Here is a 16,079-nt window from a genome sequence, read left to right as displayed (position 1 = left end):
CTTGTTTTGCATCTTATTAAAGTATATATCAAATCTTTTTATAACAACATAGCTTATATAAGAGCTTCCCACTTTTCCATTACATCATATAACTTACTTTCTAGCTCTTCTTTCTCAGTATAAAGCTCATTTAATTCACTATAACTATCTTTTAAAGAGTTCATCTTTTCATCTATTTCTTTTATCTTTTCCTCTAAAATTGATATTTCATCTTCAATCTTAGCTATCTTTTTATCTACCTTTGGTCTATCATCTACTTTTTTTACTACTTTAATCTTTTCTTTCCTTTCTTTTTTCTCTTCTACAACCTCTACCTTAAGCTTATCCTTTTCTTCTTTATAATTATCATAATTACCTAAGTAGTTCTTAAAGGTTTTATTATTAATTTCTATTATTCTGCTACTCATTTTATTTATAAAATATCTATCATGGGATATAAAGAGTATGGTGCCTTCAAAACATTCTAATGACTCTTCTAATGCTTCAATAGAATCTATATCCAGATGGTTAGTAGGCTCATCTAATATTAATAAATTTATTTCTTCATATAAGAGTTTGCTTAACTTAAGTCTAACCCTTTCCCCGCCTGATAGTTTATTAACTTTTTTAAATACATCACTTCCAAAGAACATAAACTTTGATAAATACTCTCTAGCCTTACCTTCAAGTATCATAAAGTCTTCTCTAAAAGAGTCAACTACGGATAATTCTTCATCCTTAAAAGTTATATTCTGAGGTAAGTATGCCACCTTTACACTTTCTCCAATTCTAACACTACCTTCATCTGTAGCCTCTTCCCCTAGTAGCATTTTTAAAAATGTAGTTTTTCCACTTCCGTTTGATCCTATTAATGCTGCTCTATCTTTAAAATTAATTAGTAAGTTTGTATCCTTAAATAGCTGCTTTTCCTCATAGCTCTTACTTAAACTATTTGCAATTACAACTTGATTTCCAGACCTTTCTACAGTGTTAAAATCCAGCTTAATATTTTGCTTATCAAATTTAGGTTTTTTAATCTTTTGCATTTTATCTAGCTTTTTTTGCATACTAGCTGCCCTTTTAAAGAATTTGTTATTGTCTGCCCTTTGTGCCCAATCTCTTAGATCCTTTATGGTCTTTTCCATAGCAGATATTTGTTTTTGTTGCTCTTTAAATTGATGAAATTGTATAAGCATATTTTCGTCCTTTTGCCTTACAAATTCTGAATAGTTTCCTTTATAGGTTTCACATTCCCCATCTTCTATTTCTATAATTTTTGTTACTACATTATCTAAAAAATACCTATCGTGAGATACTATAATAACCATGCCTTTGTAACTCTTTAAATAACCCTCAAGCCACTCTGTAGCCTGCATATCTAAATGATTTGTAGGTTCATCTAAGAGTAATATATCAGGGCTTTCAAGTAGAATTCTCCCAAGTACCACAGTGGTCTTTTCACCTCCACTTAATATACTAAAATCTTTACTCAAAAAACTTTCCAAAAAATTAAGTCCAGTGCATACCTTGCTTAATTTTTCTTCCCTTTCATAGCCACCCTTAACCTCATAACTTTGCTGAATATCACTGTATCTTTTAAGAGTTATCTCTAGCTTCTCTCCTGTTAAGTGCTTCATTTCCTCTTCCATAAGCTTCATTTTTTCTTCCATAAGTTCAAGGTCACTAAAGGCCAAGTTCAAAATCTCCCTTACCTTAAGATTGTCATCATAATTATGAACTTGCTCAAGATAACCAATAGACTTTCCTCTAGGTATAGAAATAAATCCTTTATCATCCCTAGTGATTTTCTCTACCCCTGCTATTACTTTTAATATAGTACTTTTCCCACTTCCGTTTACACCAACTATACCAACTCTTTCAGTATCATAAATACTAAAACTTATGTTTTCAAGCACTAGAGTGGCATCTAGATACTTCTTTAAATTATTAAACGATAATTCCATCATAATAAATTCCTCTTTTCCTTCTTTACTTTTTTTATTCTTTACCTTTTTCGCCAAACTCTATTATTATCAAAGCAAATTAGAATGCTTATTACTATAACTTGATCAAGTATTTTTAGTAAAACAAAAAGACCATAAGAAGATTTCTCCTCTTACAGTCTAAAACACAAAATTACTATATTTAGTTAAGATAAAATTAGAAATTATTAAAGATTTTAAGTAGGTATCCTTAAAGGTAGTGTTCACTTTAACTTAAAACTAATATTAACTAAATTAAAGCTAACATCATATTAAGCTTCAAAACACTATACTACCCCTATATAAATCATTAAACCTTTTCATCTTATTAAATATAAATATTTTAGTAACGTAAGTTATCTTCTAAATTGCTAATTCCATAAAAGAGTACAACAAATACACCTTCCACATCTATGTGAAAACAATACTCTAATAGAACAGACTATTAATTTTTAGGTAAAATTAATATTTTAATTAGCAATTAGTTGGTATCATAACTTACATTCCTCCTTAATATATTCTTTGGTTATTATACCATGTAAAGAAATATAAGTAAATATGGTAATATAAAATAGCTAATAGATACTAACCTTAGTTTAAATTATCTAAAAGGTTTAGAATAGACTTTGATGTATCACTCATTTGCTCTTTATTTGTTATAAAGGCATCTCCATCTCCTTTTTGATATCCATAATCTCCAAATCCACCATGATTTCCACCTTCTATTTCAATAAATTCTGAGTCAGATGGCATAACGTTTTTGGCTTCTTTTATTTTATTCAAATTCGCTACTTTATCATTGCTCCCCCATAAGGACAAAACCTTAATTTGGTTACTAGTAAAATCTTTTTTATCTTTAGGATATGATGCTAAAAATACTAGCCCTTTTATTTTATTATTCTTAAGTGCATAATCTGCTGCCATAACTCCACCTAAAGAATGTCCTCCTATAACCCAGCTATTAATGTCTTTATGCTTACTTACTATATTTTCTGCCTTATTAGGAGATAATATAGCTAAATTAAAGCTCATTTTAGCAATAACAACCGTATATCCCTTTGATGCTATTTCCTTTGCTATAGGTGCATATGCTGAAGCTTCTACCTTTGCCCCTGGATAAAAAATAAATCCTATGTTCTTATTATTATATATTGGTTTAAATAAAATATCTCCATTTTCCTCTACCGTAACCAAAGAATCAGATTTCAAAGCATCCAAAGCTAAAGAACTAGACTTATAATATGAACTTACATATACAAAAAATGTTGAAACCATTATTATTAGAAAAATAGCAATACCTCTAAAAACTTTAAATTTAAAAGACCTTTTTTGTTTCATGTTATATCTCCTTTTATATTTGCACTAATTTTTAATATAAAATGCTTGTACCTTGTAATTTACTGGGACCCTGGGATACTAGATGCTTAAGGGATATTGATGATTTCATGCAATCGGACTCTAAGCTAAAAGAGTCAATAATTTTTTGGGCTTCGGAGGCCCCTTTTAGTTCGCAGTATAATATTTAGCTTGGGCATTCCACATTTCGCTGTATAACTTACCATCTTTTAATAAGCTCTCATGATTACCACGTTCAACAATTTCTCCCATGTCAAGTACAATAATATCAGAGCAAAATCTACAACTACTCATTCTATGTGATATATAAACACAAGTTTTATCACCTACTAAGGAGTCAAATCTTTGATATATATCATACTCACTTAAGGGGTCAAGAGCTGCAGTTGGTTCATCTAAAATTACTAATGCGGCGTCCTTGTAAAGTGCTCTTGCAATTGCTATTTTTTGCTTTTCTCCACCGCTAAACTTTTCACTTTTGCCACTGCTTCCAATCGCACTTATCATTGTAACTTCATTAATATTTTCATAAATCTTATCTTCAAAATGATTTAAACCACTTTTATTTAAACAACGTTTTACTTTATTTTGGTCATAATCTATGGAGCTTGCTACATTTTCTCCTAAACTAAAAGAAAATAATCCAAAGTCTTGAAACACCACTGAAAATAATGATAAATATTCCTCATAATTATATTTTCTTATGTCCACTCCATTTAATGTTATCCTTCCCTTTGTAGGTTCATAAAGTCTACATAAGAGCTTTATAAATGTACTTTTGCCTGCCCCATTTGGTCCTATAAGACCAACCTTTTCATGAAGATTTAACTCACAAGAAACATCCTTTAATACATAATCATTCTTACATTGATACTTAAACCATACATGTTCAAAACAAAACTTATATTCATGATCACTTCTCTTTTCAATAGGAATTGATCCTGTTTCAAATTTATTTTCTAAATCTAAAAACTCCATCAGCTTATTCATGTATACCATTATTTCCGAAATATCTTCATTAACCGAAACCATATTAAGAATAGCTTCATTCATTTTAATAATTGCCTGGCTATATTTTAAAAAGCTCGAAAGACTTATAGCATTTGCTAATACCTTCAAAGTAACCACTCCATAAGATAACACAGTAATAAGTGCACTTGAAAAAGCCTGTACAACAGAGCTGATATTCCAAAATGTACATTCCCTTTTATAATTCTTTCTTATTAATTTACTTGTTTTGCTAAAAGTATCAGACACTAAATCTTCCGCATCATAGGATTGGACCATTTTAACCATATCCTCATCCCTAATCATTCTAGCCAAATAAGCAAATCTCTTCTCACTATCCAGTTTCACTTCGAATAATTCGCTTATTTCATTTTGTGCCCACTTTACAACTTTCCCCATGACACCGCTTATTAAAATAATTATTATTAAAATAAACATAATGGAAAACAAAGGACTCGTAATAGTATTTAACCATGTATAATTAGATTTTCCATCACTAATACATAATTTCAAAGTTAAGGTCAGGGCAAATATAAAAGAAATAATATTTTGCAAAAGCTTTGCATAATCTTTTAAAAGAGTTGCATAATTACCCTTATATCTTAGTGCCATAAAAGCACTTGTGAAATCTTTTATAACATTACCATCTTCAAGACTTGCATAATCAAGCTTTAAGGGTTTTTCATGAATCATACTTTCAATTTTCATAGAAAGAGCTGTTGATCGTGCATTAACCAATTTATTAAGGTACTCAGATAAAATTCCAAAAACACAAGTCATAACCGCCATTATTATTGAGTATTTAAATGCAACTTTGTATTGTTTATTTATAAGCTCATTTAATATAGGAGCACTAAAGGCTATGGATATAAATGGAACTAAACCTGCTACAAAAGCACTTACTATAATAAGGGGCCCCATAGAATGATCTAAGGAGTGAAATCTCTTCATTATTTTAAAGGCATCTTTATGCAATTTACCTATCTTCATATTACTTCCTCCTGATAATAATGGGCTTGAACTAAAAACATTTCTCTATATGGTCCCTCTTCCCTAACTAGCTTTTCATGGCTACCATCCTGCTTTATCTTACCTTTTTCAAGAAAAATAACTCTATCACAAAATTGTGTAGAACTTAATCTATGTGAAATAAAAAGTGAGGTCTTTCCCTTTGTAAATTCATTATATTTTAAATACATATCTGCTTCCGCTAAAGGATCTAATGCAGCTGTTGGCTCATCTAAAATTAAAACCTCAGCATTTTTATAAAGGGCCCTTGCTAGCATTAATTTTTGATACTGTCCACCAGAAAACTCCACACCATTTTCATCTAGGTTCTTAGTTAGAATAGTTTTTTCTTTTGAAACTAAATTTTGTACTGTTTCATAGAAACTGGCACCTTTTAAGCTCTTATTTATTAATGCTTCATCACTATCTTTTTCTAATTTACAAGATATATTTTGCACAATACTTTCTGGAAATACCTTGATGTCCTGAAACACAATACCAGTAAGTTTCAATACTTCCGTTGGATTAACTTTTGAAATATCCACACCATTAATAAGTATTCTTCCTGACTTTGGCTTATAAAGCCCACTCATAAGTTTCACTAAAGTGGTTTTTCCAGCCCCATTTGCTCCTACAAGAGCTATTTTTTCGCCACCCTCAATGGTTAAGTTTAAATTTTCAAATAAAGGGATACCCCCCTCATAAGAAAAACTAACATTTTCAAAAACATAAGTGTAGTTTTTAGACTTTGGTATTGTTAATTCATATTTACCTTCTCCAATTTCCTCTCCTAAAAGGAATGTCCTTAAATTATCTACAATAATAATATTTTCTGTAAAGCTAGCATAATGCTGAAATATATTCTTAATCCATATATTTAAACCACCAATTACCCCAAGATATAAAACAAAATCACTTATGGATAAACCCTTTGTAACCCTATACACTAAGTAGCCATAGCAAATAACATCTCTAAATAGCCCTGATAAAAGTCCAATTCCTTGTGCCTTAAAATTATTGATTTCTCTTTTATTATTATAAAACATGATTTTATCACGTAAAAAGCTAAATTTATCAGAAAACCATTTTTGCATTTTATAAATTCTTACATCCTTGCCTATCTTATCATCCAAGCACTTTCTGTATAAATAATAATTTTCATAAACAAGAGAATTTTTCTCATCTTGATGATTTAAAATCCATTTTCTATTTTTCACATCTTTAATAACTCTAAAAGAACCAGTTACAATTAGCACTATCATAATAAGCGGATGTAGTCTAGCAGATACAAATGCAAATATTATTAAAGAGCATAAATCCACTACTAAATTTAATAGGCTTCGAGTAACCTCCTCAACCCCAATTTCATTACCTACCCCAATGGCTTCATAGGCCTTTTCAAAATCCTTTTTTCCCTTACTACTTTCAATATATTCATAAGGCAATTTCAAGAATTTAAGAAAAAGATGTGGCATTTCAAGTATTCTATATAAAAATAAGCTAGCATTTAACTTTTGGTAACAATAGTTTTCAAAGGTACATGAAAGTGCATAACTACTTACCATGACCATTATAATAAAAAGCGCCTTTAAAGGATCTCCCTTCTCTTCTAATATAAAAATAGCATTACTAGTTAAAAAAATCACAAAAATACAATTCAATGTTTTAAGTACTATATATAACATGGCATAAATAGGACCTAGTACACCTTCTTCTTTTCTCCACCTATTTAAACAAAACTTCGTGTTTTTAATTTTAGTACCCATAAAATCACCTCAATATAATAGTATCATCTTTTAATTTATATAAAAAAAGCTGACGTGAATTGTCAGTTTTTCTACGTGAATTGTACATATTAAAATGGTATGGTAATCTCACTTGCAAATATCCCAGGTTCATTTTGCAAATTAAGAAACCCATTATATTTATCAACTAAAAGCTGAACCCTTTTCATTCCAAAACCATGCTCACCACGTTTATTTGAAATATAGTTTCTTGCATTAAACTCTAAGTTTTCCTTAGAACTATTTTGTATGGACATATAAAATTGTGATCCATAAACATCTGCATAAATTCTAATAAAGCGCCCTTCTACTGGCACTTGAACGCAAGCCTCAATAGCATTTTCAAGAAGATTACTAACCATTACACATAAGTCCACATCATTTATCTTCAAATCCTCTGGTAAAACAGCCTTAAAATCTACCTCTATGTTATGACGTTTCATAATACTTATTTTACTATTTAAAATTGCATCCATCATGACATTTCCCGACTTTACCAAGTTATCTACTGCATCTAAATCCTTCTCAACCTTAAAAAGATATTCATCCAACTCCTTAAGTTCATTCATGGATAAATAAGCCTTCATGGTTTGCAGATGATTATGATAATCATGTCTCCAACCCCTCATATTCATGTAAATATCCTTTATTTCCGCATACTGATGAGAAAGCAATTTTCTTTGGAAAAGCTCCATATTTCTATAACTTTCACTTTCCTTTGAAGATGCATATTGATCAAAGGCTATAACCATCATAACTATAGCAATTAAAAGACTATTAGAAGCTTCAACAAAAATCATAGACAAAGACATGAGTATTAAAGGAATAAAGGTTCTTTTAGTAACATTTTTATGAAACAATAAAATTATCCATAAACATATAAATGCAAATATTATCCCTCCGCCTGCATATGGCTTGTACAAGACAATAAAGATATAAGATAAAACAAGTGGTACAAACCATCTTAGCTGTTGAATAAATACATCATTATTATAAAAAATTAAATATATAGATATTATTAAACTCTGAAAGCCATAGATTAAAAAATTATAATACCAATAATCCAAATTCAAAAATACAATTATCTCTTTTGTTATACCACATAAGACTATGAGAGCTAATCCAATAACGTAAATCTTAATATTTTTATCTAGATTTGTATTCCTAGCAAAACTATAAATTAATAAAAACAATAATAAACTTCGGATAAACATTAATGATATACCTTCCTTCTATAAGCTAAATAAGCCATCATGAGTTCTTCCCACATTCCTCTAGCAATTGGAATTTCAGTATCATTGTTCATTAAAACCTCCGTCTTTTCTATCTTCTCAATCATACCTAAATTGATAATATAGCATCTATGGACTTTAAAAAAACTTTCCTTTGAAAGCTCTTCTACCCACTCCCTAAGTTTTGTATTTGAAACATAACTCCCCTTATTTATATGTAAAATAGTACTATGATTTGAGCTCTCAATATAATAAATATCATTTTCGTAAAGATTAATAATCCCATCTTTAGTCTTAACTATTAAAGATTTCTCAACTGAACTTAGCTTCTTAATAATTTTATTCATGAGTTGGTATACACTCTCCACTTTTATAGGTTTAAGAATATATCCACAAGCATCTACATTGTACCCCTCAAAAACATAATCTTTTATTCCTGTAATAAAAGCTAAAGGTATATTTTTATCTCTTTGTCTAATAATTTCAGCAAGGGCATAACCATTCATAGTTTTAAGTTGAATATCCAATAGCACTGCATCCACTTTTTCTTCTTCAAAAGCAAATAAAAAGGCCTCAGCACTATCAAAAACCCTCAGCGATAATACCATGCCATAGTCTTTTGCTACACCTTTAAGCATTGCAGCCAAATAATCCTGATGAATCTTTTCATCCTCAACAATTGCTATTTTCATGCCCTCACCCCTCTTTGGAACTTATGTTATAATTATACCATAACCTAGTATATGTTTTTAATCTAATATGCTATAAAATAGGAGGAATTATATGAAAAATAAATTCAAAATATTAATACCAGTAATAATATTGTTATCATTAAATTTGATAGGTTGTGAAAGTAATCCTCCCAAAATATCAAATCAAGATACAAAACCTACTTTGCAAGTTAAAACATATGATTTAATTAAATATAAAGATTCATATGTAGGTGATAATAGTGCTGTAGGAAATATAATAGCAAAGTTACCTGCTAATGTTTATAATGCAGGCTTTAGTTTGCAAACTAATAAAGAGCCATACGGAATAACTATTAACTATAAAGCAAACCAAAATTTAGACAAAAAAGATTATAATGAATTTTGGAGTAGTAAAAACATTAATGAGCTTTTAGAAAAGAATGCAGTAGTATTATTATCCCTTATACAAAATGCTGATGTTATAGAATTTAATGTAGATGAAATAGGTGAAAAGTCTTATAAATATAATAGAAAAGATTTAGAACAAAAATATGGTGGGAATTTAAAAAACTTATTTGAAGATGATAATTCATTTGAAAAGTTTTTAAATAACTAGTAAGTTTGTAGCCTATATCCGATGGCTACCATCCGTAACACCCCTATCCTCTTCAAGCTGGGGATGACGGCTGCTACGCCCCTGGATAAGTTCTTCTAAGACTCAGATGGAGAGATGTATTCCTTATAAGCAAACTCCACCTGAGTCTAAGAATCACTTGATGAAATGGATTAAGAGAAGTCATCCGACTTCCCTTAATCCTTGCTATATTATCAATACTATCTGAGTCAGATGGCATAACGTTTTTGGATTCTTTTATTTTATTATTCTTAAGTACATAATCTGCTGCCATAACTCCACCTAGCTTATTTAAAAACTGTAATATCTTTTGCATCCAATCTTACAGACTCATGTGCTGTATAGTCTGACTTTCCTATAGCAACAATTAGAACGGGCACATATCTTTCGGGATCAAGTCCAAAGGCTTCTGCAACTTTATCTTCCTCAAATCCACCCATAGGGTTAGTGTCATATCCATGTTGTCTTGCAACCAGCATAAGCTGCATTGCAGCAAGACTTGAATCTATTTTTACAATATCATTCATTTTTTCCTTTGGTGCATTTTCATATCCTGGCATAAAGAAATCCATTAATTCCTTTTTGACATCTTTAGTCATTAAACCTTTTTCTACGGCAGAGCCATAAATTTCTTCTGCCTTTTCATAGCATTTCATATCTCCAAAAATAAGTATCATAGCAGAAGAAGTATCATTCTGTCTTGTATTAAATCTGATTAGATGAATGTCTGTTAAAAGTTATATCTTTAAAATCATTATTTTTCATTTGAACCTCCACCTTTTATAATTTCTTTTCCATCACTGAAAGCATTACCTACCTTTTCTCCCATACTCCAGTATGCCGTATGTATAGGATCAAATATTATAGGATTAAGTTTTTTTACGTCAATTTTTGAATCTGTCAAAATAGACTCATCTGCTGATACATTGATAATCATACCTCTTAAAATTTCTGTTTTTTCATCATAGGATATCATTTTACATTCAAGAGACATAGGAAGTTCCTCTATAATAGGTGCATTTATCTTTTCCGCTTTTGTGTGATGAAAACCTGCTTTTTCAAATTTATTAGGCTCCTTATTTCCTGAAACAATACCTACATAATCACATGCTTTTAAATATTCCTCTGTTGCAATACTTACTGTGAATTCACCTATTTCTTTCAGATTTTTAATGGTTTTATGATTTGAAGCAAGACAAAATGATATTTCAGTTGAATTGCTTATTCCTCCCCATGCAGCATTCATTGCATTTGGAACCCCATTTTTATCATATGTTCCTATAATGTAAACTGGCTGTGGATATGTCCATGCTTTAGCCCCAAAATTTTTTCTCATAACTTTTCCTCCCTTTAACAAATTAATTATTAGTTCTTTTATTTAAATATCTATATCCATATTTATATAGATAAGGTATACTAATTTTCTTTACTCTATCAACTGCTTATCACTTTGGATAAAGAAAGAAGAATATTTACTGATATTTATATAGCTCCAGCTTTAGCTGTTCTTTAATTCTAATTTCTTTTCTATATTTTCAAGTACATCAATAAGCTTTTCAATTTCCTCCTGCTTAAATGGAACAGGAAGCTCACACTGATTTTTGCTTTGTTTTTCTTCACATTCGACAAGTTCAGACCTTGCATAATCAGTAAGTGAAACAATCACTTCTCTTCCATTTTCTTTATTCCTTTTTCTTTCAACATGGCCTTTCTCTTCTAAAATCTTGAGATGCCTTGTAACCGCTGCAGGATCTATTTCAAGATAACCAGCTATTTTAGTCTGTAGACTATCTCCATTATCCCTAAGGTATATTAAAATCTCATACCTTGTAAGACTAAATCCTGTACTACTTTCAAATTCCTTCGTAAGTTTCTGTTCAACGCTTCTTAATTTCTGAAGCATATTGCTAAATGCTTTTAATTTCATATTCCTTAAATCTCCTAATATTCTTTCATAATAAAGACTAATTTATTCTTTAATTTATTCTTTAATTAATCCTTTCAATTCCCTATTCATCCAATCTGATTCTTTAAAAACTGATCTACCTATTCCTACAAGATCGCATACATTTCTATCAAGGATATCCATAACATCTGTGCCTTTTTTCACTCCTCCTGTTAAAATTACAGGAATATTCACTGCTTCAAAAATAGGTTTAGATATTACATCAAAATATCCAGGTCTTGTATCCTTTATGGTGTAAAAGCACATACCTCCTTCTCATTTGACTAATCAATTGTTGATGCCTCAAGTATACTCTTTAGTACAAATTTTGTCAATAATGCTTATGATGTTCTATAAATAAAGTTGACACCTTATTCTCTTATAATTCAAAATATAATTAAGGTAATTGGTAACAAAAAGGCACCCTTTCTAATTTTTCTCGTTAAAAGTCCCCATCAAAAAACTCTGATGGGGACTGCATTTACACACTATACACTTTGTAGCTTACCTAAAAAATTAACTCTCCTGGTTTGTATCCACTAGGTAATTCTTCTTCACTTAAAAATTTGAAGTTATCATCACTCAATATTGGTAAGAATGCTTCATATGGTATCCTAGAAAACTCACAGGCATAATTACTAGCTCCGAACCATCTTTCCTCTTTACTGCTCAAATTTAAATCCCTAGCAAATTTTGTATGATTCGAGCAATCATGAACTGCTAAATCCCAATTTTCCTCATCAGCTATCTTCATAAATTTAAGAGTTAATTCCCTACTCCAAATGGGAGATATGTAACCCTGTCTAGAGATATACATATTTTCTTCGCTATAATTATATATGTTGTTATCATTTAAATGTAATTCTGCACAATTTATAAAATCTAGTTTTGTATCTAAAATTACTTGCTTTTTCTTTGAAAATTCTTCGAAAAACTCAGGTGTCATTGGGGTTTCAATACCTACATTTTGAATATATTTTTTAGCTATTTTAATATTTTCAATAACCTTGTCCGAACAATTCGTAGCCCCAAGGTTAAAGCGTATTTCATCAAGACCAGCTTCACCTAATGCTTTCAGTGTCTCTTCCGTAGCCGAAATACCATTTGTGTATAGATGCTGATAAATTCCTGCAGCTTTAAATTTCTTTATAACTGAATAGTATTTTTCAATTTCCATAAATGGTTCTAAATAAACATAGGCAACTCCAGTAGGTTTCTTGTGGATTGAAAGTAATAAGTCAATATCTTTCTCATAAAATTTTGTGCCACCAATTTCCCACATACCTTCACCAATAGGAGGAAGATTATCAAGCTCTCCATAATTATAGCAAAACTTGCACTGTGCATCGCACTTATTAGTCTTCCTTATTGCACCTAATCCAGTTCCAAATAGGCAAGAACGACATCCTTTTGAGAATTTGTTATCATTTCCTACAAAGAATGTTCTATTCTCTAAGTTTTTCAAGCCTTTTATTTGAGACATTAATATATCATTTCTATGATCAATAGTTTCCTCAATTTGTGCAAAAGTTGCATAAATAATTTCTTGCTGCTTTACCATAAGTTCCTGGTCCTCTGGAAGCATTGCAAAAAATTCAAACCACATCAAAGCATCTTTCTTTGGTATCTTCATAATATTTCCTCCTATATTTAAACCCTAAAGATTCAGTGCAAAATAAATTCAAAAAAGATTATCACTTCTCACGGTAAATATCTTCTATGAATTCTTTTCCTTTTGTTCTTTAGAACATATAATTATTATATGGTAGCATACTTTCTCTACATCTGCAATTATCAACGTTTGAGTTGTTTGAGTCAAGTAAAAGTGGGCAACTATTTTATTTAATTTATTTAAGTGTGGTTAATATACCTTCCCTCACCTTTAGTATGAAAGCTCATAAAAAAGCACTTCATTAAGTTTTAGTTTAATGAAATGCTTTTACCTGGTAATTTACTGGAACCCTGGGGTGCTGGAGGAAGCAAGGTGACACTCTTGCTATTTGCGATTGCTAATATTTCTGCTTAAGCGCAATTTTCCATTTTATTCTACCCTGGGTTCCTTGTGAGGACATGCTTTGCTAGACTCTCTTTATACGATTTCCTTCCAGCCTTTACACACATCAATCCAACTTACAAAATTGGAACAATATTTTTCCAATTCATCACAGGTTAGTTTAACTGCACTATTACTACTTCCAGCGGCAGGGTATACTGTTTCAAATCGCTTTAGCGATACATCTAAATAAACCTTAACATTGCCCGGTAACGCAAAAGGGCACACTCCACCAACATCATGTCCTATTAAATTATGAACTTCCTCATATATCAGCATCTTTGCCTTTGTATGAAAATATTGTTTATATGCACTATTGTCAACTTTGGCATCTCCAGCCATTACAATGATGATAGGATTATTCTCTACCATAAAGCTAAGACTTTTGGCAATTCGTGCACCATCTATCCCTAAAGCCTTAGCCGCCAAATCAACAGTAGCCGATGAAATTTCAAATTCTTCAATTTTATCTTCTATTCTAAATCCCTTAAAATATGTTTTTACTTTTTCAATAGACATTGACTAATCTCCTTTTTATTATACTTTTTATACTATCCTTATCGTAAATAAAAGTTACACCTGAACCCAGAGCAACATATTTTCTTCAAAAAGATTGTTAAGCGCCCAGTATCTTTCTTCAGATCTATATGATCAGAGACAAAGAATTTAGCCTTAAGAGTTTTTACATATTCCAGTGGTTCCAAATATGCACCTACATCATAAATAAAATTGATTGCATATTTATCCACTAATTTACTGGAACCCTTGGGTACTGACGGGGAACAAAATAACACTCTTGCTATTTGCGATTGCTAATATTTCCGCTTAAGCGCAGTTTTCCATTTTATTCTACCCTGAGTTCCTTGTGAGGACATGCTTTGCTGGGCTCACTTGCTATTCTTTTCATCTATGATATAAAATTTTTCTTCAACACTTCTCCAGTTAACTATCATATTTGAATCTCTATTTCTACTTTTCTTTCCATTGTAAGCAATTAAGCAAGCTTCTTTAAATGAGTTCCAATGTACTTCATCTAATTTCAATACTTCATCAAAAGTAAAATATAAAATATCGCATTCAATATTTTTAAATTCCCATTTTTCAATATTATTCAATCTCTCCTCTGATATTATGGTTTTAAGATTGTAGAAGTCTTTTTTGGATATATTATTTCAGCTATAGTTTTACTCATACATGGTAAAAGGAAAATTCTATAGTTCATTATATTCATAGCAACATCTACTCTGCTTTTATTTTTCCTATACCTAAATGCACAAAATTCCCTTATAGCTTCTGGTATATTAATTTTTATCCGATCATAGACTTCAACTATTTTTTCTCTAATGTTTTTCATACCACATTCATTAACAACTAAATCCAATGCTTAATATTCTGAAATACTATTATTAGTCGTTTCTTTATTTAAATTCTCTCTTCTATATGGATGACTTCTTTTGTGCTCTATAATTTGCTTATTTACTTCATTAATTTCATTCTTTATTTTATGTGCCTGCTTTTTATGTTCTTCTAAGATGTTAAGCTCATCTTGTATTGAAGCTATTATCTCATCATTAACTATACCAGCATTACTCCATAAATTGTTTATATCCCGTATCATATCTGTTAAATCCTCTTCAATCAAAACACCATATTCTAAATTGTTATACATACCATTTTGAGTAAAGTTTGCTGATGTAATCACAGCCTTTTTTTCATCAATAACATAGATTTTAGCATGAAGATTAGAATAATATCTTACTTCAATATTATTGTTCTTAGTTAACTTATTGAGTATATTTATGTCTGAGGAACTACTTATAAAGTCATCTAATGAAAGTCTTGTTAGAATTCTTATTTTTATTCCATCTAAAACGTCAATTATATTTATTAGAAGATTTTTAGATATATATGGTGCTACAATTGTTATTTCATCTTTTGCATCAGCTATCAACTGTTTAAGTTCTTCTCCAATACAATTAGATTTATTATGGTTATATAAAAATTTTACACTCATTATAGAATCTCCAATCATAATTATTACAATTGGTATTTCTATATTTATGTGAAAATTCCTTTAAAATAATAAACTCCTATCATAAAATTTCAAACTCTTAACCCCTTGAATAAGTTGCAACGCCCCATAAAGACTATCAGGAGCATCATCATAAAATGTACACTATCGCTATGACCCTACATAAGTTCTTCTAAAAATCAGATGGAGAGATGTATTCCTTATAAGCAAGCTCCACCTTAATCTAAGAATCCCTTGATATTAAGTATGGTTAATATCTTTGCTCTCATTTTTAATATGAAAACTCATAAAAAAAGCATTTCATTAAATTTTACTTTAATGAAATGCTTTTACCTAGGAACTTCATGGCCCTAGAGGTGTTAGATGGAGATGAA

17 protein-coding genes are annotated in these 16,079 nt (G+C 30.2%); 1 reads left to right on the top strand and 16 read right to left on the bottom strand.

The window, feature by feature from the left end:
• Positions 1–53: 53 nt before the first annotated feature.
• The 6 genes from abc-f to BV55_RS0109485 form a co-directional block, all read right to left on the bottom strand.
• Positions 54–1,946, bottom strand: a complete 1,893-nt coding sequence (gene abc-f, locus BV55_RS0109510; RefSeq protein WP_029452595.1) for a ribosomal protection-like ABC-F family protein — start codon at positions 1,944–1,946, stop codon at positions 54–56.
• Positions 1,947–2,552: 606 nt separating this feature from the next.
• Positions 2,553–3,299, bottom strand: coding sequence for an alpha/beta hydrolase (locus tag BV55_RS0109505; RefSeq protein WP_029452594.1), 747 nt, complete (start codon positions 3,297–3,299; stop codon positions 2,553–2,555).
• A gap of 165 nt (positions 3,300–3,464) precedes the next feature.
• Positions 3,465–5,315, bottom strand: coding sequence for an ABC transporter ATP-binding protein (locus tag BV55_RS15140; RefSeq protein WP_051652475.1), 1,851 nt, complete (start codon positions 5,313–5,315; stop codon positions 3,465–3,467).
• Positions 5,312–7,099, bottom strand: a complete 1,788-nt coding sequence (locus BV55_RS0109495) for an ABC transporter ATP-binding protein (protein ID WP_029452592.1) — start codon at positions 7,097–7,099, stop codon at positions 5,312–5,314. Before BV55_RS0109495 ends, BV55_RS15140 begins: the two co-directional genes overlap by 4 nt.
• Positions 7,100–7,188: 89 nt before the next feature.
• Positions 7,189–8,040 (bottom strand): sensor histidine kinase, encoded by an 852-nt coding sequence (locus BV55_RS0109490; protein ID WP_242850872.1) that lies wholly within the window; start codon positions 8,038–8,040, stop codon positions 7,189–7,191.
• Positions 8,041–8,330: 290 nt separating this feature from the next.
• The gene (locus BV55_RS0109485) at positions 8,331–9,041 is read right to left on the bottom strand and encodes a LytR/AlgR family response regulator transcription factor (protein WP_029452590.1); all 711 of its coding nucleotides are present in this window, start codon (positions 9,039–9,041) and stop codon (positions 8,331–8,333) included.
• 91 nt (positions 9,042–9,132) lie between these two features.
• Here BV55_RS0109485 and BV55_RS0109480 point away from each other — a divergent pair, with 91 nt between their 5' ends.
• On the top strand, positions 9,133–9,657 hold the full coding sequence (locus tag BV55_RS0109480; RefSeq protein ID WP_029452589.1) for a DUF4825 domain-containing protein: 525 nt from the start codon (positions 9,133–9,135) through the stop codon (positions 9,655–9,657).
• A 73-nt stretch (positions 9,658–9,730) separates the two neighbouring features.
• Here BV55_RS0109480 and BV55_RS0109475 read toward each other — a convergent pair whose 3' ends face one another.
• From BV55_RS0109475 to BV55_RS0109430, 10 genes are all read right to left on the bottom strand, one after another.
• On the bottom strand, positions 9,731–9,991 hold the full coding sequence (locus BV55_RS0109475) for a hypothetical protein (RefSeq protein WP_029452588.1): 261 nt from the start codon (positions 9,989–9,991) through the stop codon (positions 9,731–9,733).
• Entirely contained in the window at positions 9,963–10,352 is a 390-nt protein-coding gene (locus BV55_RS0109470; protein WP_084170535.1) for a nitroreductase family protein, read from the bottom strand. Before BV55_RS0109470 ends, BV55_RS0109475 begins: the two co-directional genes overlap by 29 nt.
• 77 nt (positions 10,353–10,429) lie before the next feature.
• A complete protein-coding gene (locus tag BV55_RS0109465) occupies positions 10,430–11,011 on the bottom strand; it encodes a flavin reductase family protein (protein ID WP_029452586.1) in 582 nt (193 codons plus the stop codon).
• 162 nt (positions 11,012–11,173) lie between these two features.
• On the bottom strand, positions 11,174–11,578 hold the full coding sequence (locus BV55_RS0109460) for a MarR family winged helix-turn-helix transcriptional regulator (RefSeq protein ID WP_198023211.1): 405 nt from the start codon (positions 11,576–11,578) through the stop codon (positions 11,174–11,176).
• Between the two features lie 78 nt (positions 11,579–11,656).
• Complete coding sequence (locus BV55_RS0109455; RefSeq protein WP_029452584.1) at positions 11,657–11,887, bottom strand: hypothetical protein; 231 nt, start codon at positions 11,885–11,887, stop codon at positions 11,657–11,659.
• 241 nt (positions 11,888–12,128) lie between these two features.
• Complete coding sequence (locus tag BV55_RS0109450) at positions 12,129–13,253, bottom strand: radical SAM protein (RefSeq protein ID WP_029452583.1); 1,125 nt, start codon at positions 13,251–13,253, stop codon at positions 12,129–12,131.
• Positions 13,254–13,709: 456 nt separating this feature from the next.
• The gene (locus BV55_RS0109445) at positions 13,710–14,192 is read right to left on the bottom strand and encodes a YbaK/EbsC family protein (RefSeq protein ID WP_029452582.1); all 483 of its coding nucleotides are present in this window, start codon (positions 14,190–14,192) and stop codon (positions 13,710–13,712) included.
• Positions 14,193–14,560: 368 nt separating this feature from the next.
• Complete coding sequence (locus BV55_RS0109440) at positions 14,561–14,788, bottom strand: hypothetical protein (protein ID WP_029452581.1); 228 nt, start codon at positions 14,786–14,788, stop codon at positions 14,561–14,563.
• A gap of 14 nt (positions 14,789–14,802) precedes the next feature.
• Complete coding sequence (locus tag BV55_RS0109435; protein WP_029452580.1) at positions 14,803–15,054, bottom strand: hypothetical protein; 252 nt, start codon at positions 15,052–15,054, stop codon at positions 14,803–14,805.
• 3 nt (positions 15,055–15,057) lie between these two features.
• On the bottom strand, positions 15,058–15,687 hold the full coding sequence (locus tag BV55_RS0109430; protein WP_029452579.1) for a phospholipase D family protein: 630 nt from the start codon (positions 15,685–15,687) through the stop codon (positions 15,058–15,060).
• Between the last annotated feature and the right edge of the window lie 392 nt (positions 15,688–16,079).

Source organism: Clostridium algidicarnis, assembly GCF_000703125.1.
Taxonomy (GTDB): Bacteria; Bacillota; Clostridia; order Clostridiales; family Clostridiaceae; genus Clostridium_L; species Clostridium_L algidicarnis.
Note: the sequence above shows the minus strand (reverse complement) of the source record. Positions and strands in the feature narration are given on the sequence as shown.

What these genes read in the sequence shown, in the direction of transcription:
- abc-f (WP_029452595.1), bottom strand. Translation starts at nt 1,946, where the DNA reads ATGATGGAATTATCGTTTAATAATTTAAAGAAGTATCTAGATGCCACT.
- BV55_RS0109505 (WP_029452594.1), bottom strand. Translation starts at nt 3,299, where the DNA reads ATGAAACAAAAAAGGTCTTTTAAATTTAAAGTTTTTAGAGGTATTGCT.
- BV55_RS15140 (WP_051652475.1), bottom strand. Translation starts at nt 5,315, where the DNA reads ATGAAGATAGGTAAATTGCATAAAGATGCCTTTAAAATAATGAAGAGA.
- BV55_RS0109495 (WP_029452592.1), bottom strand. Translation starts at nt 7,099, where the DNA reads ATGGGTACTAAAATTAAAAACACGAAGTTTTGTTTAAATAGGTGGAGA.
- BV55_RS0109485 (WP_029452590.1), bottom strand. Translation starts at nt 9,041, where the DNA reads ATGAAAATAGCAATTGTTGAGGATGAAAAGATTCATCAGGATTATTTG.
- BV55_RS0109480 (WP_029452589.1), top strand. Translation starts at nt 9,133, where the DNA reads ATGAAAAATAAATTCAAAATATTAATACCAGTAATAATATTGTTATCA.
- BV55_RS0109475 (WP_029452588.1), bottom strand. Translation starts at nt 9,991, where the DNA reads ATGCAAAAGATATTACAGTTTTTAAATAAGCTAGGTGGAGTTATGGCA.
- BV55_RS0109470 (WP_084170535.1), bottom strand. Translation starts at nt 10,352, where the DNA reads ATGATACTTATTTTTGGAGATATGAAATGCTATGAAAAGGCAGAAGAA.
- BV55_RS0109465 (WP_029452586.1), bottom strand. Translation starts at nt 11,011, where the DNA reads ATGAGAAAAAATTTTGGGGCTAAAGCATGGACATATCCACAGCCAGTT.
- BV55_RS0109460 (WP_198023211.1), bottom strand. Translation starts at nt 11,578, where the DNA reads ATGCTTCAGAAATTAAGAAGCGTTGAACAGAAACTTACGAAGGAATTT.
- BV55_RS0109455 (WP_029452584.1), bottom strand. Translation starts at nt 11,887, where the DNA reads ATGTGCTTTTACACCATAAAGGATACAAGACCTGGATATTTTGATGTA.
- BV55_RS0109450 (WP_029452583.1), bottom strand. Translation starts at nt 13,253, where the DNA reads ATGAAGATACCAAAGAAAGATGCTTTGATGTGGTTTGAATTTTTTGCA.
- BV55_RS0109445 (WP_029452582.1), bottom strand. Translation starts at nt 14,192, where the DNA reads ATGTCTATTGAAAAAGTAAAAACATATTTTAAGGGATTTAGAATAGAA.
- BV55_RS0109430 (WP_029452579.1), bottom strand. Translation starts at nt 15,687, where the DNA reads ATGAGTGTAAAATTTTTATATAACCATAATAAATCTAATTGTATTGGA.